At 53.8% G+C, this 25439-nt stretch carries 22 protein-coding genes and 1 pseudogene; 8 read left to right on the top strand and 15 right to left on the bottom strand.

Annotation, left to right across the window (positions count from 1 at the left end; translation table 11 throughout):
* Positions 1 to 277 precede the first annotated feature (277 nt).
* Together ELR57_RS25130 and ELR57_RS25125 are read right to left on the bottom strand one after the other, a co-directional pair.
* Positions 278 to 904: a type 1 glutamine amidotransferase family protein gene (locus ELR57_RS25130; protein ID WP_126962210.1), complete on the bottom strand. Its 627-nt coding sequence runs from the start codon at positions 902 to 904 to the stop codon at positions 278 to 280.
* 75 nt (positions 905 to 979) lie between these two features.
* The gene (locus ELR57_RS25125) at positions 980 to 1351 is read right to left on the bottom strand and encodes a helix-turn-helix transcriptional regulator (protein ID WP_255414980.1); all 372 of its coding nucleotides are present in this window, start codon (positions 1349 to 1351) and stop codon (positions 980 to 982) included.
* A 214-nt stretch (positions 1352 to 1565) separates the two neighbouring features.
* Here ELR57_RS25125 and ELR57_RS25120 point away from each other — a divergent pair, with 214 nt between their 5' ends.
* From ELR57_RS25120 to ELR57_RS25110, 3 genes and pseudogenes are all read left to right on the top strand, one after another.
* Positions 1566 to 2345, top strand: a complete 780-nt coding sequence (locus ELR57_RS25120) for a class I SAM-dependent methyltransferase (protein WP_126962208.1) — start codon at positions 1566 to 1568, stop codon at positions 2343 to 2345.
* Positions 2346 to 2401: 56 nt separating this feature from the next.
* Positions 2402 to 2701, top strand: a pseudogene (locus ELR57_RS25115) (IS1595 family transposase); the annotation flags it as partial.
* Positions 2702 to 2784: 83 nt separating this feature from the next.
* On the top strand, positions 2785 to 3378 hold the full coding sequence (locus tag ELR57_RS25110) for a GNAT family N-acetyltransferase (RefSeq protein WP_126962206.1): 594 nt from the start codon (positions 2785 to 2787) through the stop codon (positions 3376 to 3378).
* A 167-nt stretch (positions 3379 to 3545) separates the two neighbouring features.
* On the opposite strand, the gene rlmD is transcribed toward ELR57_RS25110, so the two are convergent.
* From rlmD to ELR57_RS25065, 9 genes are all read right to left on the bottom strand, one after another.
* Entirely contained in the window at positions 3546 to 5081 is a 1536-nt protein-coding gene (rlmD, locus tag ELR57_RS25105) for a 23S rRNA (uracil(1939)-C(5))-methyltransferase RlmD (protein ID WP_126962204.1), read from the bottom strand.
* An 83-nt stretch (positions 5082 to 5164) separates the two neighbouring features.
* Entirely contained in the window at positions 5165 to 6082 is a 918-nt protein-coding gene (locus ELR57_RS25100) for a diacylglycerol kinase (RefSeq protein ID WP_255414979.1), read from the bottom strand.
* Complete coding sequence (locus ELR57_RS25095; RefSeq protein ID WP_158630167.1) at positions 6069 to 6887, bottom strand: sirohydrochlorin chelatase; 819 nt, start codon at positions 6885 to 6887, stop codon at positions 6069 to 6071. Before ELR57_RS25095 ends, ELR57_RS25100 begins: the two co-directional genes overlap by 14 nt.
* 199 nt (positions 6888 to 7086) lie before the next feature.
* Positions 7087 to 8712 (bottom strand): ABC transporter substrate-binding protein, encoded by a 1626-nt coding sequence (locus ELR57_RS25090; protein ID WP_126962198.1) that lies wholly within the window; start codon positions 8710 to 8712, stop codon positions 7087 to 7089.
* Positions 8713 to 8830: 118 nt separating this feature from the next.
* Complete coding sequence (locus ELR57_RS25085; RefSeq protein ID WP_126962196.1) at positions 8831 to 9754, bottom strand: carbohydrate ABC transporter permease; 924 nt, start codon at positions 9752 to 9754, stop codon at positions 8831 to 8833.
* Between the two features lie 35 nt (positions 9755 to 9789).
* The gene (locus tag ELR57_RS25080) at positions 9790 to 10764 is read right to left on the bottom strand and encodes an ABC transporter permease (RefSeq protein WP_126962194.1); all 975 of its coding nucleotides are present in this window, start codon (positions 10762 to 10764) and stop codon (positions 9790 to 9792) included.
* Positions 10765 to 10950: 186 nt separating this feature from the next.
* A complete protein-coding gene (locus ELR57_RS25075; RefSeq protein WP_158630166.1) occupies positions 10951 to 12564 on the bottom strand; it encodes a response regulator in 1614 nt (537 codons plus the stop codon).
* Entirely contained in the window at positions 12539 to 14380 is a 1842-nt protein-coding gene (locus ELR57_RS25070; protein WP_158630165.1) for a cache domain-containing sensor histidine kinase, read from the bottom strand. The genes ELR57_RS25075 and ELR57_RS25070 overlap by 26 nt, the downstream gene beginning before the upstream one ends.
* Positions 14381 to 14563: 183 nt before the next feature.
* Positions 14564 to 14884 (bottom strand): YerC/YecD family TrpR-related protein, encoded by a 321-nt coding sequence (locus ELR57_RS25065; RefSeq protein WP_126962189.1) that lies wholly within the window; start codon positions 14882 to 14884, stop codon positions 14564 to 14566.
* A 247-nt stretch (positions 14885 to 15131) separates the two neighbouring features.
* Here ELR57_RS25065 and ELR57_RS25060 point away from each other — a divergent pair, with 247 nt between their 5' ends.
* Complete coding sequence (locus ELR57_RS25060; RefSeq protein WP_126962187.1) at positions 15132 to 15629, top strand: oligopeptidase; 498 nt, start codon at positions 15132 to 15134, stop codon at positions 15627 to 15629.
* Positions 15630 to 15691: 62 nt separating this feature from the next.
* Here ELR57_RS25060 and ELR57_RS25055 read toward each other — a convergent pair whose 3' ends face one another.
* The 3 genes from ELR57_RS25055 to ELR57_RS25045 form a co-directional block, all read right to left on the bottom strand.
* On the bottom strand, positions 15692 to 16651 hold the full coding sequence (locus tag ELR57_RS25055) for a DUF1861 family protein (RefSeq protein ID WP_126962185.1): 960 nt from the start codon (positions 16649 to 16651) through the stop codon (positions 15692 to 15694).
* Between the two features lie 107 nt (positions 16652 to 16758).
* Entirely contained in the window at positions 16759 to 17757 is a 999-nt protein-coding gene (locus ELR57_RS25050; RefSeq protein WP_126962183.1) for an inorganic phosphate transporter, read from the bottom strand.
* A 32-nt stretch (positions 17758 to 17789) separates the two neighbouring features.
* Positions 17790 to 18404 carry a DUF47 domain-containing protein gene (locus ELR57_RS25045; protein ID WP_126962182.1) on the bottom strand — a complete coding sequence of 205 codons (615 nt, stop codon included), beginning with the start codon at positions 18402 to 18404 and terminating at the stop codon, positions 17790 to 17792.
* 339 nt (positions 18405 to 18743) lie between these two features.
* On the opposite strand from ELR57_RS25045, the gene ELR57_RS25040 reads away from it, so the two are divergent.
* Positions 18744 to 19853, top strand: coding sequence for a rhamnogalacturonan acetylesterase (locus ELR57_RS25040; protein ID WP_126962180.1), 1110 nt, complete (start codon positions 18744 to 18746; stop codon positions 19851 to 19853).
* 28 nt (positions 19854 to 19881) lie between these two features.
* Here the strand turns inward: ELR57_RS25040 and ELR57_RS25035 are convergent, their stop codons facing one another.
* A complete protein-coding gene (locus tag ELR57_RS25035; protein WP_126962178.1) occupies positions 19882 to 20409 on the bottom strand; it encodes a general stress protein in 528 nt (175 codons plus the stop codon).
* Positions 20410 to 20581: 172 nt separating this feature from the next.
* Here ELR57_RS25035 and ELR57_RS25030 point away from each other — a divergent pair, with 172 nt between their 5' ends.
* The 3 genes from ELR57_RS25030 (at position 20582) to ELR57_RS25020 (ending at position 25344) form a co-directional block, all read left to right on the top strand.
* Positions 20582 to 22327, top strand: coding sequence for a cache domain-containing sensor histidine kinase (locus ELR57_RS25030; RefSeq protein WP_126962176.1), 1746 nt, complete (start codon positions 20582 to 20584; stop codon positions 22325 to 22327).
* 3 nt (positions 22328 to 22330) lie between these two features.
* Positions 22331 to 23893, top strand: a complete 1563-nt coding sequence (locus ELR57_RS25025) for a response regulator (RefSeq protein WP_126962174.1) — start codon at positions 22331 to 22333, stop codon at positions 23891 to 23893.
* A 110-nt stretch (positions 23894 to 24003) separates the two neighbouring features.
* The gene (locus ELR57_RS25020; RefSeq protein WP_126962172.1) at positions 24004 to 25344 is read left to right on the top strand and encodes an ABC transporter substrate-binding protein; all 1341 of its coding nucleotides are present in this window, start codon (positions 24004 to 24006) and stop codon (positions 25342 to 25344) included.
* Positions 25345 to 25439 lie beyond the last annotated feature (95 nt).

Genomic DNA, 25439 nt, shown 5'->3' with positions numbered 1-25439 from the left:
GTAGAATTGATTTGTAAATACAATCCTGTCATTTTTTTACACCAACTCTCTCTTCCCCGTGTAGCCCTTCTTGATTGTCTTTGAATTTAATAGTCAAAACGAAAAAGACGCCGATTATTCGACGTCAATTCATCGTTTCATTTCGTGAGGGGAAGATGTAAAAAAACGGCACTACATGCCCCTTTCCCATCAATCCATTTAACTTAAACGAACCTCCCACATCTCATTTCCGAACCATCAATATGACCGTCTCCACATGCCTTATATCCCTATACTGTCATTGGATTGAATTCATTAACTCGTAGAAATATTTAGGTTCATGAGTTTTATTAAGACGATACCAAGCGTCTAATGTTTTGGGAGAAAATACATCTAGCGCTTTTAAAACATGAACAGAAAATTCTAATGGAGCTACTCCGGATGCAGTGATCAATCTCTCATCGGTGACAGCCGATTCCATGTTGTAATATTCTTCTCCCGTGTAAGATGGGCAAACCATTTTAAGGTAGGCCAAGTCATTGCTTGTGTGCCAATGTGAATCCAACAATCCTGCTTGAGCAAGTCCTAAGGTAGCGCCGCAAATTGCTCCAACGACTATCCCTTCCTTTAAACACATCTCGGCCATTTTTAATATGGGTACGTGAACAGCTTCTGTCCATGTATTTCCACCAGGTAAAATCAGCGCATCTATGCTTTTAATGCTGCACTCATCCACTTTGATGTCAGGCATTATTTTCAATCCGCCCATTGTAGTTACTGGAGTCTTTTCTATCCCAACGGTGACTATTTTGGCAGGAGCCAGCCCCTGTCTGAAGTATCTTCCAGAGTTCAGTTCGGCGGCTAAATAACCTACTTCCCAATCGGACATGGTATCGAACACATAAAGATATACGGTATTATTCATTTCTAAGTGCTCCTCATCAAGTTTATTAGGTAACAGCAACCATTCATCTGCTCTAATGAGTGGTTATCCCTATAATTAAACAACCTCACTGACAACTGCTGTCAGTGAAGCTGTTAAACTTGATAATATTCCATTAACTCCGAAGCAATCTCCACAAGTATATTCTTTAGATTCTGTGGCTCTATAATTCATAAAAAAAGTACACGCTGAAAATTCATTGGGACGCCTAAATGAGAATGGCGTGCGTGTGATGCTCGGAATTCGTTCTACCTGAAAGCTGCGGATCTCATTCCGCAGGTGGCAGAATGCAATGGTATACCACTTATTGTTCCAATTAACCACGCCATAGGGGTCTATTACCCTATTGGGGGACTGCTCTTCATGACTGTTACGATAAGAAATTTCTACAGACCATACATTTGCTACAGCGTTCTCCAATTCCTGCAATACCGGCTGTACAGCGGGGTATCCCCTGCGGTTTATTACTTCAATTCCGGCTAAATGATGGCTACAATATCACCCACCTATTCGATGACAGGTATCTTGAAATAAGTAGCGCCACATTTATAGAGTTTGATGGAATTATATGGTACAATTAAGATAAATGAAACTAAGTTTCATACAATGAAACTTTTTTTTCGAGTGGGAGGGGAATTTACAAATGCCAATTAACTTTCACGATGCACAAAACAGGCAGACGTATGCAACAAGAAACGCTGATGAATCTTGGATATCTTTAATAAAAGATACAGTAGATGTATCGAATAAGCGGATTGCAGATATTGGTTGTGGAGGTGGCATTTATACGAAGGCTCTTATTAAGATGGGGGCATCTCATGTAGTTGGTGTAGATTTCTCGGATGAGATGTTAAAAGGGGCGGCTAATAACTGTAAGAACATTCAAAACGCTACATTTCTAAAGGGAGACGCTTACCAATCAAACCTACCTGCAAACGAGATTGACATTGTTTTAGAAAGAGCATTAATCCACCATCTTAACGACTTAGATGCTTGTTTCAAGGAAGCATATCGCATCATTAAAGATAGCGGAGTTCTCATCGTTCAGGATAGAACCGCTAAAGATTGTTTACTACCGGGGGATGAAAATCACATTAGAGGATATTTTTTTGAAAGGTTTCCTCAGTTAATTGATAAAGAGATTTCTCGTAGGTATGATTCAGATCAAGTACAGCAAGCGTTAGAATCGAATGGATTTCGATTAGCTAAAACTGTTTCACATTGGGAAACAAGACGTGTTTATAATGATTATGAAGAATTAAAGAAAGACTTACTGCTAAGAACTGGGCGTTCCATTCTTCATGAATTGACGGATGTGGAACTTCAAGAATTGATATCTTTTATAGGAGAGAAACTCAACGATAGTCAACCACCAATCATTGAGAAGGATTCGTGGACGGTATGGTTCGCTATTAAAGAGTAATCTCAAATGACCAGCTTTCCTTCACAAAAATATTTCTGTACTCGGAAAATGATTGCTCTGGCGTACTTGGGCGTGGACGTATTCGGACAGCGAAATTGGATGAGGCGATTGGTGATCATTTATCTGACTCCAACGTGCTTTGCACCGATTCGTGGAGGGTGTTCAGTTCCTATGCGAATTCAAAAGGGTTGGCTCATTATCGTTTTAAATCCGATGGGAAACAGCGAGTAAAAGGCGTGTATCATATCCAAAATGTCAACAGCTACCATAGCCGTTTGAAAAAATGGATGGATCGCTTCAATGGTGTTGCAACAAAGTATTTGCAGAATTACTTGGCGTGGTTTCGTTACTTAGACAGCAAGGAATAAATATTTAGTGGTATATTTTTAGAGACAGAGACATCAAATTTCATTTTTTGGAAGGAGAGTCTGTGGTTGATATGATTAAAGGCGACATTACCCTTGAAGGAGAACGAGTAAAGTTAGTACCAGCGGCATATGAGCATTTGGAGGGGTTGTTCAATGCAAGTAATCACAGCGATATATGGACGTTCAGCCCCTCGATAATAAGTAAACCTGAGGATTTGGTAACTACTATGAATCAGTGGATGAAGTTAAAAGAGCAAGGATTAAGATATCCGTTTGTGATTTTTGATAAAAGTACAAATGAGATTGTTGGAAGCACCAGTTACTTAGATATTTCCCTGCTAAACAAAAAACTTGAAATAGGTGGCACTTGGTTGGCACCAAAGGTCTGGAGAACGAGGATAAATACGGAGTGTAAATTTCTTTTACTGGAATATGGTTTTGAAAACTTGAAAATAGTTCGAGTACAGTTCCGTACGGACACAAGAAATGAACGATCAAATAAGGCAATTCAAAGAATTGGAGCACAGTTTGAAGGTACCCTACGGCAAGAATTGATAATGCACGATGGCTATCTTCGAAATTCCAACGTATACAGTATTTTGGAGAAAGAATGGGCAGATATAAAGACAAAATTGCTTTATTATTTGAACAAAGAACATAGCTGAATGTCGAAGCATCGATTAAACTAATGGACACGATAGCAATAAACCGTCTTTTCAACGAAGGCGGTTTTCTTATGGTCATATATCAACATTAGAATTTAACATAGCCTTGCAAAAAAAAGAGGGGTTTGCTGCCCCTCTTTGCTATTTCCGCCAATACATCTCAACTATTAGTCTTTCCTTACCAACAGTGAGCAACATTCCACATGCGCCGTATGCGGGAACATATCCACCGGCTGAACCTCAACCGTCCGGTAGCCGCCGTCTTCCAGCACCCGCAAGTCGCGCGCGAGGGTGCTCGGATTGCACGACACATAAACGATCCGCTCGGGCCGTAATTGAAGCATCGTCTCCAGCAGCGCCGGATCGCAGCCCTTGCGAGGAGGATCCACCACGATGACGTCGGGCGAGACGCCTTCGGCTTGCCAGCGGGGCATGACGACGCCGGCGTCGCCGACGGCGAACTCGGCGTTGTTAATCACGTTCAGGACCGCGTTGCGGCGTGCGTCCTCGATCGCTTCGGGGACGATCTCGACGCCGTAGACGCGGCGCGCATGCCTTGCGAGGAACAGGCTGATCGTTCCGATGCCGCAATAGGCATCGATCACCGTCTCCTCGCCGGTGAGGGCCGCGTATTCCACGGCGGAGCGGTAAAGGCGCTCCGTCTGCGCGGGGTTGACCTGGAAGAAGGAGCGCGCGGAGATCGCGAAGCGAATGTCCCCGATGTCGTCGTAGATGACGTCGTTGCCCCACAAGACGCGGGTCTCGTCGCCGAAGACGACCGGCGTGCGCGCGGTGTTCACGTTCTGGCAGATGCTCTTCACGCCGGGAACGCTCTCTTGAATAAGCCCGACGAGCTCGTCCGCGTGGGGCAGATCCTTGCCGTTCGTCACGAGGACGACCATGCGCTCGCCGGTCGCTTCCGCGTGGCGGACGACGACGTGGCGCAGCAAGCCGCGGCCGGTCTCGCGGTCATAGGCGCTGTAGCCAAGCGAGCGAGCGATGCGCTTCACCAGCCGTACGCTCTCTTCATTTGGCTCTTGCTGGATGAGGCAGGCGTCCATGTCGACGATGTCATGGGTCCCTTGCTCGAAGAAGCCGCCGACAAGGCCGCCTGCCCGCGAGTAGCCGATCGGAACCTGAGCCTTGTTGCGGTAACGCCAAGGCTCTTCCATTCCGATAACGGGACGCACGACCGCCGAGGGACGGCCGTTCTCGTCGACCGGCACCGAACCCTCCGGATCGTAGGCAACGACCGGAAGCTTGCCGATCCGCGCGAGGTTGTCCAGCACATGCTGCTGCTTCCAGCGCAGCTGGGCCTCATAGCTCCAATGCTGCAGTTGGCAGCCACCGCACGTATTGTAGATCTCGCACGGCGGCGCGATCCGGTCGGGGCTCGCCGCCAGGAGCTCGACCAAGCGCGCCCGGCCGAACGACTTGCCGATGCTGACAACCTCCGCCCGCACCCGGTCCCCCGGAACCGCCCCGCGAACAAAAAGGGTATAGCCTTCAACCCGGCCTACCCCTTCCCCCTCGTGAGTGAGTCCCTGTATATCAAGCGGGACGATCTGTCCCGTCTCCACAGGAACGCCCGCTATCGCTTTCTTGGTCCCGTCGTTTCTCCCCGGTCTCCCATGGGCGGCGCGGCCGCTTGCGCCGGGGCGCCCCGATCTCCGGCTGCCGGAGGAGCCTTTCGTTGAATGCATAAGTTCATTGCTCCGTTCTGATCAGGTTCCCAATAGGTCCCTAAAGGTTCCTATCAGGTTCCTTGTAGGCTTCTATAAGATAACTACTTCTTGTAGGATGTTAAACCCTCTTCATCCACCACGACCGAGATATGCGACGGCAGCACGGACAGCTCAAGCGGCAGCGTTCCGCCGAATTCCCCGTCCAGGTTGAGCTGTACCCGATCGTCCGCCGTTACGGTTAATTGAGAGGTCTGGAAGTGGACGATGTGCGAATCGTTCAGATGCTCGCCCTTGACCGCGAGCGAAGCGATCCTTATCATCTCCGCCAGGTTGCACTTCTTCACCAGGATCACGTCGAGCAGGCCGTCATCGATCTTCGCATGAGGGGCAAGCCTCTCGAAGCCGGCGATCGATTGGCTGTTCGCCACGAAGAAGAGCATGTACTCGCCGTCGAAGGTTCCGACGCCTTCGGCCGAGATTCGAAGGCTTGTTGGACGGAAGTTCACGATCTTCTCGAAGCCCTTCACGTAATAAGCGAATTGACCGATCATGGTCTTCATCTTGCTCGGCACCTCGTAAGAGAGATCCGTCAGGAAGCCTCCGCCCGCCATGTAGAGAAAATACTTGCCGTTCGCGACCCCGACGTCCACCGGACGCGTATGCCGGCGCACGATCAGGTCGACGGCGTCCTGCCAGCGCTTCGGAATTCCGTTCGCGCGGGCGAAATCGTTCGTCGTCCCCATCGGCAGCACGCCGATCGGAGGCCTGCGCTCCTGCCCGGATATGCCGTTCACCACTTCGTTCAGCGTGCCGTCGCCGCCTGCGGCGATAATCATGTCGTAGCCTCTCTCGATCGCTTCGATGGTCGCGCGCGTCGCGTCGCCTTCCGCTTCCGTCGCATGGGTCGACGTCTCGATGCCGCCTCTCTCAAGCCGCTGCAGCACGTACGAAAGCCTGCGCCGCATCTCCTCCCGTCCGGAAGTCGGGTTATAGATCAACCTCGCCCTAATCTTCTCCAACTTGCTCCCCCTCTTTGCCATTAACCGACCGCTCTTGAAGCCATTCCGAAGCCTGCCTGCGAATCCATTCCTGCACCTTGGAATGCGGAATCAGCGAGCTCTCGGCATAGCCGCATGCCAGCCCCTCCAGCCTCCGCGGAATGACCGCGGAAGTGAAGTAACCCTCGCTGATGAACACCGGAACCGCCATGACGGGCCGTTCGGGCCGATCTTGCTTCATTCTGATAACTTGCTCCGCGACTTCATCCGGACGGAGCGTCGCCGCCCGTACGTCGGCGTATCCGCCTCGCTGCTTCACGAGGGCAGCGAGCCCTTCCAGCCCGCGATGCCACTCCTCGTAGAACCAGGCATCCTCGCTGCCATGGCCGACCAGGAGCAGCGATAAATCCTCTTCGCTTCTCCCCTGCCTGCTCAGCTCCTCGGAGACCCGCTCCGCCAACACGTCCGCGATCTCGGGATCGTCCGCGATCGGCCTGCCGTAGGTCAGCCTCGCGCTTACCCGCATCCGCTCCATATCCGTCGGCCGGCGCGGCTCCTCGTATGCCCCAAGCGCCCAGCCGATCTCGTCGACATGGGTGCTTCCCGCGGAGACGAACAGAGGAATGGCGAGAATATCGGTGACTCCGACCGCTTCCAGCCTATCGATGCCGTCCTGGATCAGGCTTCCTTCCACAAGCTCCAGATAGGCGCACTCGACCGGGAGGCCGCCAAGCTTCCCGCGGATCCCCGCTACCGTGTCTTCGACGCGCGTGACCCATTGCGGCTCGCGGGATCCGTGGCTGATCACCAATATTCCCGGCTTCATATACGGTCCTCCCCGTCTCGGATCAAGCATTCGTTTAAACCCTGCTCTCTCATGCTAGCGAATCGTCATTGCAATGTCAACGAAGCCCGACCGTTCCTTAATCCTCCAGCCGCGAACGAAGAAAGAGCCGGACAAAACGATGTTTTGTCCGGCCCTTCTCTATCGCCTAGCTTATGGTTAATAAAGTGGTTTCTTCGTATTACTTCGAGGCAAGGAAAGCGTCAAGCTGCTTTTGCTTCTCGGCGATTACGTCAGCCAATCCGTTCTTCTTCTCTTTGTCGTACCATTCTTGGGCTTTCTTCGGATCGATGGAGCCGGTCTCAAGCGCTGCTTGGTATTGCTTCGCTATGTTGATCAGAACGGCTGCTTGCGACTTAACCGGTTCGACGTCGAACGTGAAGCCGAGAGCCGGCGACTTGTGAGCGCCTTCGTTGAACTTCTTGAATTGGTCCCACTTGTCCGGAGCTTCCGTCTCGAACGTGTAGTTCAGGAATTGGTTGCCCAGCTCCCATGCGACGCCCGGATTGTAGTCCGCAGCATTCGGGCCTGCTTTGATGACGTTATCGGACACCTTCACATAGTGCTTGCCTTCGATACCGAAGTTGAGCAGGTTGTTCAGGTATTTGTCGGAATGCAGCAGGTTGATGAACATCATCGCGCGGGCCGGATCCTTCGACGTCGTGGAGATCGCGAGCATAGCGCCTGCCGTTTCGCCCGTGGATACGGTGCGAGGTCCGAGGTCGATCTGCTTGATCTTGCCCGGCATATTGATGGCGTTGCCGAATTCGGCATCCTTGCCCGGCTTCATCGAGGAAGTGATCATGAAGACGTTGCCTTTCTTCATGGCGTCTTGCGTGCCGAGCGTCGTCGTAGCAGCATCTTTATTGATAAGGCCTTCTTGGAAGAACTTGCGGGTCAGGTCGAGCTGAGCCATGTAGTCCGGATCTTCGAATTTGCTGATGACCTTAGGATCGTCTCCGTCCTTGCGAACCAGGCCGTCGATCGTCGCGTCGCCAAGGTAGTCGTGTTGGATCATGTAGTGGGTATTGAAGGTTTCGCCGTCTTTCATGAACAGAGGAATGATGCTGGAGCCCTTCTTCTCCTTGACGGTCTTCAGGATCGGTTCCAGATCGGCAACCGTCTTCACGTTGTTCAGAGCCTCCGTAAGTCCCAGTTCCTCGGCGATGTCGGTACGGTACAGTACGCCGCCTTGAGCCGCCAATTCCTTGTTCGTCGGGATGCCGTAGTTGAAGCCTTTGATCTTCGCGCCTTCGAGGAACGTCGGATCAAGCGATGCGGTGATGTCTTTGCCATACTTCTCGAGCAGGTTGCCGACCGGCAAGTCCGGATTGTTCAGAGCGAGGTAGCCGCCCTTGGCGACATTGTTCGCGTGGCCGTTCCATTGCGCCGTGAACACGACGTCCATGTCCGTGCGTCCCGCGATGAGCAGCGGCATCTTATCGGTGTATACGCCCCAGTCCAGCGTGGAGAGCTTAACGGTTGCGTTGATTTTCGGTTGCAGATACTTGTTGATCTCCGCTTCGATAGCCGGGAAGTCCTTCTGAGCGGGACCTTCCCAGAGAACTTTAAGCTCGTAAGGCTTCAGCTCAGGGGACGCCGATTCCGAAGGAGACGGGGATGCCGAATCCGAAGCCGAAGGAGACGGGGATGCCGACTCGGAAGCCTTAGCCGACGAAGACGGAGAAGAGGAGCCCTCCGAGTTATTGTTGTTTCCTCCGCAGGCTGTCAGCCCCATGGACGTCAAGAGGATGACGGACAGAAGCATGGTGGAGCTTTTGACGCGTTTACTGCCCTTTCTGAACATTGTTTGTTGCCTCCCTTTTATGATGATTCATATATGCTTAACCGGCCGGTAACCGGTGCAAGCCAGATCCATGGTTCCGCAGCCGCAGCGTTTCCATGCCGCAGCCGCGGAGCGAGCCTTATCCCTTCACGGCGCCAACGGTCAAGCCTTGAACGAAGTAGCGCTGGAAGAACGGATAAGCGAAGACGATAGGACCGATTCCGACGACCGCCATCGCCATGCGAACGGTCTCGCTCGGGAGCTGGAAGTTCGGGTTCTGGGCGAGGATCGCCGCATAAGCCGTCGAGTTGGAGCTCAGGAATTGCAAGTCCTGCAAGGCCTTGTACATCCGATATTGAATGTTGATGTGGACGTTGTCGTTAATGAACAGCATGCTGAGCCACCAATCGTTCCAGTAGTTCAACGTGCAGAGCAAGCCGACGCTCGCGAGTACCGGCAAAGACAGCGGTAGGACAATCTGGGCGAAGATCCGCCATTCGCCGGCGCCGTCGATCTTGGCCGATTCGATCAGCTCGACCGGCACCGAATTCGTGAAGAACGTCCGCAGCACGAGAACGAAGAACGCTTGAACGATATAAGGAATCATCAGGGCAAGAATCGAATTCTGCAGATGCAGGTATTGGGTGTACATCATATAGAAGGGAACGAGACCCGCGTTGTAGAGAATCGTAAACACCATGAGGAAGGAGAACAGCCCTCTGTGCTTGAAGTCGCGCCTTGAGATCGGGTAAGCGAACATCGCCATGACGAGCAGGGAGACGATGGTGCCGACCACGGTAACGAGGATCGAAATCCCGTAGGAGCGGACGACGTTAAGCCAGTCGTTCAACAGGAAGTCGTAAGCCGACAAGCTGAGCTTGTGCGGGAACAGGCTGTAACCGTGCAAGAGAACCGTCTTCTCGTCGGTGAAGGAGACCACCAGGACGAGGACCAGCGGAATAATGCAGATTGCGGAATAGATCCAGAAGAAGACATTGATCGCCGTATTGGCCGGCGTGGATATATCCATGACCGATTTGACTCTCTGATTTGCTGCTGCCATCGAAGATTCCTCCTACAATGACGGGCTGTTCCGGATTAGAACAACGCGTCATCCTTGCTGATCCGACGTATGATCAAGTTGCTGGTGAAGACGACCACGAACCCGACTACCGCTTGGTACATGCCGGCCGCGGACGACATGCCGAAGTCGCCGGTGACAACGAGTCCTTGATAGACATAAGTGTCGATGACGAGCGTCGTGTCGTACAGGGGACCGGAGTTTCTCGTGACTTGATAGAACAAGCCGAAGTCGGAGTAGAAAATGCGGCCGACCTGCAGCAGCGACAAGACGATGATAACCGGACGAATTAATGGGATCGTGATCGATCGGATCTGCCGCCACTTCGTCGCGCCGTCGATCGTAGCCGCTTCGTAATATTCCTTGTCGATCCCGATGATCGCCGCCAGGTAGAACACCGCATAGTAGCCGATACCCTTCCACGTGTTGACGATCGGCAGAATATACGGCCAATACTTCGATTCCGTGTACCAGTCGATCGGCTGATCGACTCCGAACCAAGGCAGAATCGTCTTGTTCAGTAGCCCGATCTCCGGGTTCAGGAATCCGTATACCAGATACGTAATAATGATCCAAGAAAGGAAGTAAGGCAGGAACATCATCGTCTGGTGGAACTTCGCCAGTTTCCGGTTGCGCATGGAGTTGAACAAAAGCGCCAGCGCGACCCCGATGATTAAGTTCAAGACGATGAAGATCACGTTGTAAATGATCGTGTTCTTGGTGATGTTCCAAGCGTCCGACGTGCTGAACAGGAACTTGAAGTTCGCCCAGCCGACCCAGGGGCTATGGAACACCCCGGTTTGATAGTTCACGTTCTTGAAGGCAATGATCGATCCGATCATCGGCAGGTAATTGTTCACGAGCAGCACGAGCAGCGCAGGGGCCATCATGAAGTAGAAAACGCCGTATTTCCGCCAATAGCCGATATTCTGTTTTTTCTGATTCACGGGCTTAGAGAGCGCAGAACCCGAGTTCTGTACAGTCTGTTCCATCCGGATCACATTCCTTTTTTGCTCTGAATAATCTCTCCACGCTCCTTATTCTATGGAGTAAAACGTTTTCCATCTATCTACTGCGATGACCGATATAGCACTATTGTGATCTTTTGGCAAAAAAAGAAAGGCCGGCCCGTTGTCAGCCAAGACCCCGGGACAGCCTGTGGAGGAAGCGCCTTCGCGCTACAGCTTCTGATATTTCTTGCGGTAGTCCTGCGGAGTAAGCCCGGTGAATTTCCGGAACAGCTTCGCGAAGTAAGAGAAGTGCTGGTAACCGAGCCCTTCCGCGATGTTGCTGACCTTGAGGTTCGTCTCGACGAGCATGCGCTTCGCTTCCTCGATGCGCTTCTGCGCGATATATTCGGACAGGGAGAGCCCCGTCTCCTTCCGGAACAGCCTCGACAGGTAAGCCGGGTTGCGGTACACCTCGTTCGCGATATCGTCCCGGCTCAGGTCGCGGTGCAGATTGTCCTGGATATACGCGTTGATCTTCGCGATCACCGCCGAAGAGTCGCGCGGCTTGTCCGAGAAGACCCGGACGAACTTCTCGGCGCTCTTGGACGCCCACTGCAGCAGCTGCTGGGGCGAACGCGAGGCTTGGGGATCGCTTAGCTCCTGGACGGTCAACGCGTCGTAGACCGATATTCCCTTCCGATGAGCAGCCTGATAGAAGAGATGCAGCAGGCCCGCGTGAAGCAATTCCAACGTCTCGCGGCTGGCCATCTCGTCCTGCAGCCGCTTCGTCGTCTCCTCGAGCTGGCGAATAAGCTCGTCTTGTCCGCCCTGATCGATCAGCTGTCCCCATTCCGCGAAGTTAGGCAGCGCCCCGTTCCCGCCGGCCGTTCCTCCTTCCGCAAGGGCGGACGCGTCGATGACGGCGCTCGCGGCGGAGACGTTCGTCCGCTCCAGCTGCTGCAGGCGGTCGACCGCGGAAGCGATCTCTCCGATCGGGACCGGCTGCGAGACATAACAGGAGATCCGGCAATGGAAGTAGCTCTCGCAATCGGCCTTGTATTGGTTGCATCGCTCCAGAAGCGCCTGCCGGTCCACGGGCGGTCCGTCCGGGCTAGCGTACAGAAGGATCAAGTTCAACCCGCTTCTGTCCTGAAGCACGGCTCCCGGCCATTCTCCGAGAATCGTCTCGGAGGCCGCCTTGCGGATCGCATACTCCATGATGCTCTCGTCGCGCGCGTTCAGCTCGGCATTCCATTGCTCGATGCTGACCATGACCGGCAGCACGAGGCCGTCCGCCTTAAGCGGAATGTCGTACAGCTCGAATTCCCGCTCCAGCCTCTCTTGTCTCAGAGAGACGCGATCCGCGAGCAGGTCCTGCCAGAACCGCTCCACGAGAAGATGAAGCTGCTGGGTCCACTGGCGATGATAGGCGGAGAGCATCTCTTCGAACGATTGCCTGTTCCGCTGCGCTTCGATTTCCCTTACGGCTTTCGCGACGATATCCTTCAACACCTCATGATCGATCGGCTTGAGGGCGTAATCGAAGCAGCCCAGCTGCAGCGCTTCGCGCGCATAATCGAAACGGGCGTGTCCCGTCAGGAAGATGACTTGGGTGTTCGGGAATCTATCGTTGATCCAGCGAAGCAGCTCCATTCCGTTCGCTCCCGGCATCTCGATATCGGAGATGACCAGATCGACCGGCTTCTCTTCCATATGCTTCATCGCCTGCTTGACGTTATCCGCCTCCAGAATTTCTTTGAAGGGCAGATCGCTCCAATCGATTCCCTGGGTGATTCCTTTAAGCGCGAAAATCTCGTCATCCACTACCAGCATAGTAAGCATCGTCTTCATCCTCCCGATCGGCGTTGCTAAGGCTCCGAGTCTCCTTCGTCTCGAACGCGGGCAAGTGCTTGACGGGCAGCCGCACCTCGACGATCGCGCCGCCCTCTTCCCCGCTTCCGTTAAAGAAGCCGATGCCGCCCTCATCCCCGTACAGCATCCGGAAGCGATGAAGGATGTTCCATATGCCCAGATGCTGCTCCCCCGAGCCTTCCAAGTACGTCCCGCTCGCAAGATCCTTCAGCATCTCGGAAGGGAAGCCCGGGCCGTTATCCCGGACCGTAATCCTCACGATTCGGTCCGGTTCGTCCGGATCGTTCGCGGAAGAGATTCGGATACGGAACGGAGTGCCGTCCTGTTCCCTCTTGCTGAAGCCGTGCAGAATGGCATTCTCCACGAAGGGTTGAAGCATCAAAGGCGCAATCTCGCAATTCAGGTGCCGCGGGGAGACCTCGATCTCGTAAGCCAGCTTGTCGACGTACCTAAGCTTCTGGATCTCCATGTAATGCTCGATGTGCTTCAGCTCGTTCTCCAGCCGAATCACCGTGCGGTTGCTGTGCATCAGGAACCGGAAGTAGTCGGCCAGATGCAGGGACAGCTTCTGAACCGTCTTGTAATCCTTCAAAGCCGCCAAGTTATAAATAATGTTCAACGTATTGGTATAGAAGTGAGGATTGATCTGGACCTGCAGATGCTTGTACTCCGCTCTCTGCACCCGAAGCTGCTCTTCGTACACGTCGATCTTCAGATTCTCGATCTGCTGCGCCATCTGGTTGAACGTCGTCGCCATTATCGAGAATTCGCTTCCGACGGTCTTCGCCGGAAGCCGGACGTCGAAGCGGCCATGGCCGATCCTCCGCATTCCCCGGATCAATCGGACGAGCGGCCGGAACATGAAGCGCTGCAGGAACAACAGATAGATCGTCACGACGGCGACCGAGAGCAGCGGAATCCAATAATAGAGCATTTTCTGGAAAAAGGGGAGGTTCTTCAGGATATAGGATTCCGTGGTGACGATGACGTATCGCATATTGGCGTATTTCGAGCTCTGCGTCAGAATCAGATACTTCTTGCCCTTCCACTTGATCGTGCCGGACCGATTCTCCATGTGCAGAATGGCCTTGCGGAACTCCTCGTCCTGCGTAGCCGGGACCGGTCCCGACGTCATAAGCGTTCCTTGGTCGTTCATCATGAAGACGGAACCGTCCGGCCCCACGTCGAACGTCGTAAGGGCTTTGTTCAGCGTGTCGATCTGGACCATGGCGCCGTCGTACATCCCGAGGTCGATATCGACCATCTTGATCAAGTAGAGGCTGTCTCCGGGAATCGAAGTAATCTCCCAGTCGTCCCCCATCGCGACTGCCCTCTCGATCGTCTTGACGCTGTACTCTCTCAGCAAAGCGTCAAGCTCGGGAGACTTGGATCCGTTCTGGGTCGCGAATAGCGGGTTGCCGTCCTTGCGCAGATATACGAAGAACGTATCGACCATCTTGTAGTAATTCGTATCGAGCAGAAACCGGTTGTTTAGGCGCACTTTCGCGAGCGTATAGTCGGAATCGTCGATCGGAAGCGTTTTCAAAGAAAGGACGTCATTATCGTTGACCGTCCCCAGCTGCACGAGGAAATCCGAGGTGCTCTTAAGAATCTCGTCGTTGGATTGGACCTGAACGTTCATCAGATTGCTATAGTGGACCGTGATTTGCTCTCGCACGATCTTCGTCGCGTAAAGATTGTTATAGATGAGGAAAATAACGAGCGGGGCGATGATCAGGAAAAAGCCGAACACGATGCGGAATCGCACCGATTGCCAGAAACGCATCCGATTATCCTCCATCCTTCGAGCTGAATGGAGCCATCCATTCTCCCCTAGCATACCTTATGAATGGGAATATCGGCAATAATTTACTATTCGCAACAAATCCTTGCCGCTTCACATAAACAAACCGGAGAGCTCCAGGAGCTCTCCGGCATGGATGATATCCGATAAGTCTTCGTTAATCTCTCAACCCTTGTCCGGCGCTATGTCGGCTCCGAATCGTCCGAGTCTCTCAAGCGCCAGCTTGTAACCGTCGTTGCCGTAATTCAGGCAGCGCTTCACGCGGGAGATCGTCGCCGTGCTCGCTCCCGTCTCGGATTCAATCTGGTTGTACGTATTGCCCTTGCCCAGCATTCGAGCGACCTCTAAGCGCTGCGATAACGATTGAATCTCGTTGACCGTGCACAGATCGTCGAAGAAGACATAGCATTCTTCGACATCCTTCAAGGTCAGAATCGCTTCGAAGAGCTGGTCGATGGACTTATCGTTCAGTTTCTTCAACTGCATCAGCTATGCCACCTTTGCTCGTATCGAAAATATCTCATTACCCTGTATTGTACTTCGTTTTGCTCATTTATTCAAACTTTACAGTGGTCACGCGGCAGAGAATTGAATTCTTGCATGTATAGGGCAAACGTCCATACGCAAGCGCCCCTCCGCACATATCCTATAGCAAAACGTCTGGAATGGCGTAAGGCAGGGGCAGGAACTCCTCCTGTCCGACTCCTTATTCGGAAGGAGGATGTGGTAGATCATGGACAATCAAGGGAGAGAACCCCCCTTCCAGAACTGGATGAGCGCTCCGCTGGAAGGGATTGGGCCCGGAGTTCCGGGCGCCTATCCCGGCCTCGGGGGAGACACGGCCGCGACGAACGCGCTTATCGGCGCACCGTCTCCGACCTACAGTCCGGTGCAAGTCATGCCCCCGGCGACCCAGCCGCCGGCCGCTTCGCCCTCTAAGGGGCTGTTGGGCAACTTTAATCTAGGCGACCTCAAAGGCATGCTCGACCGGATGGGCGGAGTCGAAGGCCTTCTCTCGAATATGGGCAAGGTGCAGAAGTTCATGTCGACCGTGCAGCAGGTAGCCCCGCTTCTCAAGCTGTTCATGGGCAAGAAGGGCAGCAAGGATGACGACGATAGCGCATCGAGCGCGCCGGCGCGGCGACGGCGGCGCCGGACCTCTTACAAGCCGAAGTCCAGGCGCAAGGGCTCCAGCCGAAGAAGACGCGGCTCTTCCAAGCGGCGCCGTTAGGGACGAACGCAAGAGAACCCCGTTGTTCCCGGCATCAATCTCGGGAGAACGAGGTTCTTTTCTTATTTCTCGTATTCGAGGAAAGGATCTTCGATCTCGATGCGATGAGCTTCCGCGTCGCTGACACCCGAATAGAGGGTTGCGGTACCGTCTCCGTGCCGGACGAGTCCCCCGCTAAACAGCACGTCGACCAAATCCAGCCGCTTGGCGGGCCCGTCCGGGAACATGTCCCGCGAAGCGATGATGCGAATCGGAGTCGCCGTTCGAGACTGCGGATCAAAGCCGAACGCCATCGGATAGTAGTGGCGAATATTGCCGTCGTCCATGCAAGCGATATGGCCCAACACGCCGATCCTTCCGTTGCGGAGGAGATGAGCCTCGTTGCCGCCGCCCCATTCTACCTTAAGGAACTGGCCGGGGATCACGTCGGCATTCTCCAACCGATCCTCGGTCAACTCCTCCAGCTCGCCGATGTCCGTATAACCGATCATCGCCCTGGCGTCGCCCACCGGCATCGGACGGGTGAATACCCCGATCCGGCCGTTCTTCAGCTCGACGAGGCGAATGTCCTTCATCGTCAGAGGCCCTTTGGCGAAAGGTTGAAGATCGGCAATCCGATAGCCCCGATAGAAGACGGTTCTCCAAGAAGTGACATAATGGGGATCCTCTCCGTCGAAGTAGACCTCCACTCCTCCGAAGACAAGCTCGCCTCGTATGAAGGCGACGAACGGATCTTGCAGATCGAAGACCGGAGCATGGCTTCGAGGCACCCACTCTCCGCCGCGTTCGACGAAGAACATGACCTGCGATCGCTCGCTGGAGCGATCCTCCACCCTTCCGGCGATGACCTGTTCCCCATCGTCCGGGAACGGAGCCGTGATATTGTAGACGTCACGTCCTCCAACCCCGGAGAATGTCAGCTTCTCCCCTTGAACTTCCTTGCCCCGACGTTCCCGGCGTTCCTGCTTGAATTGTTCGAATAAGACAGCGCACGATTTGGCTTGCCCGATGGATGCCTGCATGACAGTCCCCCAAACTTCGTACGAACGATGAGCCTATGCATCGTCCACTCGCTTCATTCTATAGTAGGATACCCGACGTCGATTGGTGAGAACCAGAAGGCATTCCGTTATTGGAAGATGCTGAAGATCCAATACAGAATCGCCGCCATCACAGCGGATACCGGAATGGTTACAATCCAAGAGATGAGAATTCGGCCCGCCGTATCCCATCTTACGCTCGAGAATCGCTTAGCGGATCCGACGCCCAGGATGGCGGACGTAATGGCGTGGGTCGTGCTGGCCGGCAGATGGGTCATCGTTGCCGTGAAGATGACGGTCGCGCCGGTGAGATCTGCCGCGAAGCCGTTGATCGGCTCGATCTTGAAGATCTTCGTCCCCATCGTCTTGATGATCTTCCAGCCGCCCATGGACGTTCCGAGGGCCATTGCCGTCGCCGCCGAGATCTTGACCCACAGAGGCACATCCAGGTGATCCTGGAACTTGCCCGCGACGAGCGCCATTGTAATGATCCCCATCGCCTTCTGGGCATCATTCGTTCCGTGCGTGAACGACTGCAGCGCAGCCGTCGCGATCTGGCCTGTCCGGAACATCCGGTTCACGTAACGCGGATTGGAATTCGCGAAGAGGTGTTTAAGTATGAACATCACGATATAGCCTAATATGAAGGCAACGATCGGCGATGCGATAAGTCCGATAAGTATGGTGGAGAAGCCGCTATAGTTTATGCCGTTCCAGCCTTCCGATGCGATGGCCGCTCCCGCGAGAGCGCCGATCAAGGCGTGGGAGGAGGAAGAAGGAATGCCGAGCCACCAGGTAACCAAGTTCCATATAATCGCTCCGACCAGGGTAGCGCAAATCACCGTCAACCCGTGCTCCAGCTTGAAGGGGTCCGTTACTTTGCCTCCGATCGTCTTCGCGACTCCGGTAAACATCAAGGCTCCCAAGAAGTTCATGGAGGCCGCCAGGATAATGGCGACTCTCGGTCTCAGAGCTCGGGTCGAGACCGAGCTCGCGATCGCATTCGCCGTATCGTGGAAACCGTTGATAAAGTCGAACGCAAGCGCTAATAGAACGATTAAGGCAACCATCAGTGTCATATGATCCATGCTTATTATCGTCTCTTTCCTATTCCGCGCGATTAAGAATTGCGCATGATGATGGATTGCAAGGTATTGGCGACGTCTTCGCAGGCATCGGTCGTCTCCTCGAGACGCTCGTACATATCCTTGAACTTGATGAGCTCGATCGGATCCTTGACGTTCTGGAACAGGTGCTTGATGCCTTCGCGCATCAGGTCGTCCCCTTCGTTCTCAAGCTCGTTCAGCTTGACGCAATGGGTTTGCATGGCAAGAAGCTTCTTCTGGGTCAGAAGATAGATCGCTGCCTTGATCTCCAGGGCGGAGCGGCGGAGGACATCGCCGAATTTGCGAATGAAGCTGTCGGGTTTGGAGATGTGGTACATATCGAAACGGGATGCGCATGCTTCGATTCCGTCGAGAACGTCGTCCAGAAGCTTCGTCAGCTCCATGATGTCTTCGCGTTCGATCGGAGTTATGAATGTTTTATTTAATTCCGTAATAATCAGATGCGCGAATTGATCGCCCCGATGCTCGAAGGCTTTCATCTCTTTGGCGAATGCTGTCACATCCCCCAATTCGCCATTCACGGCGTCGGCGAATCGGTCGACCGTCTCTTGAATCAGGTCGGCCATCGCCTCCAAGGTTTTAAAGAAAATGTCTTTTTTTCGGAACACCTGTAGCCCTTCTTTCCCAATAAAGATGCCTTGACCGCATTACTTTCTTTTTACAATCTTTACATTCGCATGACAAACCCATTCCATATCTTATCACAGCGATTACATGCATGGTATAGGGCTTTTTTAAAGCTTCGCCAACTACTTCCTTAAAGTTTTGCCTAACGGTGCCGACAATAACCGTCTAGGCCTTACGTACGCGATTCGACAAAATTCGATAAATTCCTTGCCGCGCCTGATTTTTAAACAGATTTACTCGGATATTTTTCTGTACGCGCCGTTTCTTGGAGGACTATTCTTAAAGGTAGATAAAAATCGTTTATCGGAGGTGCAGAATCGATGAACACGAGTTCTAGAAGGTTCGATTTCGGGCTTGGCGAAGCCGCTGAAGGCTATGCCAAGGTGACTCCCGCCACTCGGTATGATCCGTCCATGGGATACGGCTTCTCGGAAGGCTCACAGGTCTCCGCACGGAATCGCCGGGAGCCGGAGCCGCTAAAACAGGATCTGTGCATCCCGGCCGACGCGGAATTCCGCATCGACGTGCCCGACGGCCATTACCAGCTCGGCCTGCTGATCGGCGACTGGATTCTCCCCGCGCACACCACTGTTAAAGCTTCCCCGGGAAGGCTGCTCTTACACGGGCTTCGCACCTCTCCGGGCCAATTCGTTCGGGAGACGGTCTCCGTTCGCGCGCGCGGAGGCTGCATTCGCCTGCAATTCTCCGGATCGGCGCCGAGAATCAACGCTTTGGAAGTCGTCGCCGCGCCGCAAGCCGTCACCCTGTACCTCGCCGGCGACTCGACCGTCACTGATCAACCGGAGGAAGGCTATCCCTATGCCGGCTGGGGGCAGATGCTCGCCGCGCTGCTCAAGCACGACGTCATTATCGCCAACGAGGCGGTATCCGGCCGAAGCTCCAAGAGCTTCATCGGAGAAGGCAGGCTGGATGCCATCCTGGGAGAAATCAAGGCGAACGATTACCTCTTCATCCAATTCGGCCACAACGACCAGAAGCCGGACGAGATGAGGTTTACGGAGCCTTCCACGACGTACAAGGAGCATCTTCTCCGGTATATAGACGGCGCCAGGGAACGGGATGCCCACCCCGTTCTGGTCACCTCCGTCCACCGCCGCTACTTCAAGGAGGACGGCTCGCTGCAGGATACGCACGGCCGTTACTTGGAAGCGGTGCGAGAGCTCGCCGAAGAGACCGGGACTCCGCTCATCGATCTTGCGGCCCGCAGCAAGTCGCTGCTGGAAGAGCTTGGGCCCGAGGCGTCGAAGGAGCTTTTCATGTGGGGAGCTCGCGGCGAATTCGAGAACTACCCCGGCGGCATCGAGGACAACACGCACTTCCAGGAGCAGGGTGCCATCCGAATCGCCAAGCTCGTCGTCGAAGAGATTCGCGCCATCGGCCTGTGGCCGCTGAGCATGTATATTAGGTAGTAAGGAAAAAGAAATTGGAGCTCGATCATCAGAGCTCCAATTTCTTCATTCGTTTAAAATCCTTATTCAAACTGGATTTTTTCCATTTTTTGATTTTCATCAAATATTGAATGCCTGAGAGGTTGTAGGAGAGTTGAATGTAGAAGTAATTGATAAACTCCAAAATCGCAAAAACATATAGGAAGACGGCGATAGCTAAACCGCCTAAAGGCAAAGACGGATACCATTGTATGAAATCATAAGCGAATACAACGCTTGCGGCCATGATCAGAACCATATTCCCTGTTTTTAAACCATGGAACTGTCGAACAACCTTCATCGGAGTAATCGAATTTCTCTCATTTCTTAGTTTTTTAAGCTTTACATACCAATAAGTCGTTCCTTGCAATAAGAGAAATTCTAAAAGGATAAAAGATACCCAAAAGGAATATAGCGAATACAAATGGAGATCGGAAAAAGCGTTATTCAGCACGTAACTAACAGGTACAAAAGTGATAATGGAAAATAACTCCCCGGAAAATAAATAAGCCAACCTTTTTTCTAATGTTTTTTTCAAATTTGTCACTCGCCTCCCCTTTATACATTATATGGATTAATTCGAGACAAGAAAACCGCGCATTGTATTTTAATAGTCGCAAGCCGCTCTTCCATTCGACGTCCATTGACAGCGTTTCCACCTAAGTGACATAATTTTTGATAACATAGGGCTGTTTAGGTGGGATTAAAGCATGGAGAAATGGTTCGGCAAGTTCCGGCATATGAAGATTAGAAACAAGCTTTCCGGCGTTATCGCCCTCATCGTCATCTTCGCCTTCGCCTTCATCCTGATTGCCCAGCAGTACGCCTTCTCGGAATACGATAAACAGCTTCATTCCAAGTCCTCGCAGGTCCTTAACCTGTCGTCGGCGGCGATCGAGTCCGAGCTGAAGCAGATCGAGCAATCCTCCTATAATATCGTTGCGGACGTCCAGCTTCAGACCGTTCTTCGCCAACTCCGCGGCAGCGCGTCCGATTACGACGATCTCGTGCTGCGCAATAAGCTGTCCGATCTGCTGGTCAAATTCAGCGGCACGGAGCCCTATATGCGTTCGATCCAGCTTATCGACGCGCGCGGCGCCGAGACCAGCTCGGGCAATCCGATCGGAATCGGTTCCGGCAAACGGGCGCGCATCATGCAGCAGGCGGGAGATGCCGGGGGCGGCACCGTCTGGATTTACCCGGACGCCCAGGATTCCTCCCTCATCCTGGCCCGGGACATTCGTTCCTACACGAACACGAATCTTGACCTGCTATACCTCGGTACTCTGATCATCCGGATCGATCTGGACTCGATCGTCCACAAGCTGGCGGTCGGACAAGGAGAGCTGTACATTCTGTCCGGTTCCGATGTGGTGTACCCGCGGCAGACGTCGTTCCAACCGTCCGTGCTGTCGGACAAGCTGGCTTCCCGCACGGGGTATTTCACGCAATCGATCAACGACGAGACGCTGTTCATCTCGCATAATCGCTCGGTCTCGACCGGTTGGACGTATTTGAACCTGACCCCGTATAATCACATTTTCGAACGAATTCTTCTTATCAAGAAGGTCGTCGTTTATGTCTTCATCGGGATCTTCGCCATCGCGATTCTCTGGGGGATTCGCTTCTCGAGAAGCCTCACGCGACCGATCGAAGATCTGATCGGCCGGATGAAGCTCGCCGAGAAAGGCAACTTCGTCGAAGCGAACCTCGTCGGCAGCGACGACACGAATATCTCCATGGACGAGATCGGCTTGCTTCAACGGACTTTCCGTCTCATGGTAGAGAGAATCAACATTCTGATTACCGAGAATTACTCGAACCAGCTTCTTATCAAGGAGACCCAATTCAAAGCGCTGCAGGCCCAGATCAATCCGCATTTTCTATACAACACGCTTGAATCGATCAACTGGATCGCGAAGATGAACAAGCAGACGCAGATCTCGCAGATGGTCGAGGCGCTCGGCATGCTGCTCCGCAACTCGGTCAGCATCCGCGAGCCTATCGTTTCCCTGTCGGACGAGATCGATATCGTCGAGAGCTATATCACGATCCAGAAGTTCCGCTTCGAGGATCGGCTCTCGTTCTCCATGGAGATTCCGGAGCGCTATCGCGGCCTCCGGATTCCGAAGCTGACGCTTCAACCGCTTGTCGAGAATGCGATCCAATATGCCCTGGAGCCTTCTATCGGCGTCTGCCGGATTACGATCCGTTCCTATGAGACGGAGTCCGGCCTCCATCTAACCGTCGAAGACGACGGGCCGGGAATGCCTGCCGATACGCTGGTCAAGCTGAGAAGCGGCGAGCTGGAGACGAACGGCAAGGGCATCGGCCTCCTTAACATCGACGATCGCATCAAGCTGAGCTTCGGAGAAGGCTATGGCGTGCAGGTCGAGAGCAGGCCGGGGAACGGCACGAGGGTTATCGTACGAATACCGAAGCATCTGGAGGGATAATTCATGTATAGAACGCTGCTGGTCGACGACGAGAGAATCATCCTAGACGGCATATCCAGCATGGTCGACTGGCCGCGGCATCGCACGGAGCTGATCGGCACCGCGCAGAATGGAATCGCGGCTTATGAGAGAATCGTAGCGGAATCCCCGGATATCGTCATTACGGACATTCGCATGCCCGGCTTGGACGGGCTTGAGCTTGTCGCCAAGACCTACGCTTCGCATCCTCATATCCGATTCATCATCTTGTCCGGGTTCAGCGAGTTCGAATACGCGAACCGCGCCATGCAGTACGGAGTGAAGCATTATCTCCTCAAGCCGACCAACGAGCACAAGATCGCCGCCGCGCTGGACGAGCTTGTCGCCGAGCTGGACGCGGCAAAGGACCAGCTGACTTTTATCGCGAATATGAAGCTGAGGTTCCAGCGAATGGTCCCTCACGTCAAGGAACAGGTGCTGAAGGAGTTCGTCACCAACAAAACCTACGGCGCTCACGACTTGAACTATTACCGCGGCTTGTTCCAGTACGACTTCGATCGCCCCGTTCAACTGTTGCTTTTCCAATTGGAAGGCCCCGCCGAATTCGAGTACCTGTTCGCCATCAAGAACATCGCGGAGGATATCCTCGAATCCACGCTGCTCAGCACGACCATCGGCAATCATGCGCTGATCCTGATCGAAGAGCCGGAGGACGCCGAAGCCGTGCAGGAGCGGCTGACCCGGATCCGAACGACCTTCCTGCAATATTACAAGCTGGACGTGACGATCGCCGTCAGCAGCCTCGGCGAGATGATCCGGGCCCGGGCGCTGTACCAGGAGACGCTGCAATGCTTGAACTACCGCTTCTACCTCGGAGAAGGAGGCATCATCACGAGCAAGGACATCCTGTCCCCCGCTCCGCTTCCGCTCGACGATTACGAGTTCGACGAAGAGAGGATCCTGCTGCCGGTCCGTTCGGGCCACCTTCAGGAAGCCGAAGAGCGGCTTGCCGAGCTGTTCGACCCGCTGAAGAGCGCCAAGCTGGATATCGGAATGGTCAAGACTTACGCGATTCAGCAGTTCATCGCCCTGATCCGCCTGGACGATCCCCAGCGCATCAACGAGAACTACAAGAAGCTGCCGCTCCTGCTCGAGTTGAATACCCTTCAGGGGATGCAGGATTTTCTGCTGGCGATCGTCAAGGAGATTGCCGCGAAGTACTATGAGCAGAACGTCGTGAAGCATACGAGCATCGTTCGCAAGGTCATCGACATTATCAACGATCAACTGGGCAACCCCGGCCTCTCCCTTAATTTCGTCGCCGGCGAGATGCTCTATATGAACGCCGACTATCTCGGCAAGCTGTTCAAGAAAGAGACCGGGGAGAAATTCTCGAACTTCGTCGTGAAGGCGCGGATGAAGCAGGCGGCGCACCTGATCTCTGCCCAACCCGATATCAAGATCTTCGAGTTGGCCGAGCGTCTCGGCTTCGGTGACAACCCCCAATACTTCAGCCAAGTGTTCAAGAAACAGTTCGGATGCACGCCGTCGGAGTATATGAGAGGTTTGGAGAACTCTGCTTTTTGAACAATCATATCGGTTTTTTGCCTTACCCTCTCCTCCTTTATTCAGGATAATAGCAAATGTAAGCAGTTACAATACGAATGAAGCACATGCATAAAGGGGAGGAAAAAGAAATGAAAAAAGCGTTAACGACGCTGCTCGCGAGCTCTCTTGTTCTCGGTCTCGCCGCCTGCGGCAACAGCAACGACAACAGCAGCTCCAACTCTGGCGCAAACCCGTCCGGATCCGCGGCTAACCCTGCGACTGCCTCCGCATCCGCGGGCAACGACGATCCCGTCACTCTGCGCGTAGCTTGGTGGGGCGGCCAATCCCGTCACGATTACACCCTTAAAGTCATTGAATTGTACGAGAAGCTCCATCCGAACGTCACGATCGAGCCGGAATACGCAAGCTTCGACGACTACTGGAAGAAGCTCGCTCCGCAAGCGGCCTCCAAGAACCTGCCGGACGTTATCCAGATGGATATCTCTTACCTGAACCAATACGCGACGCAAGGCCAGATCGCCGATCTGGGAACTTACATCGACAGCAAGCTGATCGACACGACGAACATCAGCGACACGGCGATCTCCGGCGGCAAGGTGAACGACAAGCTGTACGCCTTCAACCTCGGCAACAACGCGCTGCTCGCGATGGTCGACAAGGCCATGGTAGAGAAGGCCGGCGCTACGATGCCGACTCAGGAATGGACTTGGGACGACTTCACCGCTCTCGGCGACAAGCTGAAGTCCCAAGGCAAGCTGCTGGCGGGCGACCTTCGCCACGACGTCTTCTTCCCGTTCTACCTGAGAAGCCAAGGCCAGCACATGTACGCAGCCGACGGCAAGGGCCTGGGCTACACCGACGACAAGTACTTCATCGACTTCTATAACATGTACAACAACTGGTACCAGAACGGCTACCTGCTCTCCCTGGACAAGCTGGCCCAGAAGAAGGGTACGCCGGAAGACGGCGAGCTCGAGCTCGGCAACGCGGTCAGCACCTGGAACTGGTCGAACCAGTACATCCTGTCCTCGCAAGTCGCTAACCGTCCGCTCGAGATCCTGCCCGTACCGGGCTGGAATCAGAACGGCGCGCTGTTCCTGAAGCCTTCCATGTTCTTCTCGATCTCGGAGAACTCCAAGGTTAAGGAAGAAGCGGCGAAGTTCATCGACTTCTGGGTCAACAACGTCGACGCGAACAAGATCATCATGGGCGAACGCGGCGTGCCGGTATCCTCCGCAGTCAAAGACGCCCTGAAGGATTCCCTGTCTCCGGAGCAGACGAAGGTATTCGAATACGTGGCATGGGCCGAGCAGAACAGCACCCAGATGGACCCTCCGAACCCTGCCGGCGCTACGGAAGTCGACAAGCTGCTGAAGGAAACGGCCGAGCAGATCATGTACAAGAAGCTCTCCGTCGAGGATGCGGCCAAGAAGTTCCGCGAGCAAGCGACCAAGATCCTGAACAAGTAATCTCGACATCAGCGAAAGCTGTCCGAACGGCGGATTTCCCGCCGGCCGGACGGCTTTTTTATTCCCGTTCGCCCCCCCTTCCCCTTCCCCTTCCC

This window comes from Cohnella sp. AR92 (assembly GCF_003990975.1).
Lineage (GTDB): Bacteria > Bacillota > Bacilli > Paenibacillales > Paenibacillaceae > Cohnella.
This window is presented reverse-complemented; position numbering and strand designations above follow the sequence as displayed.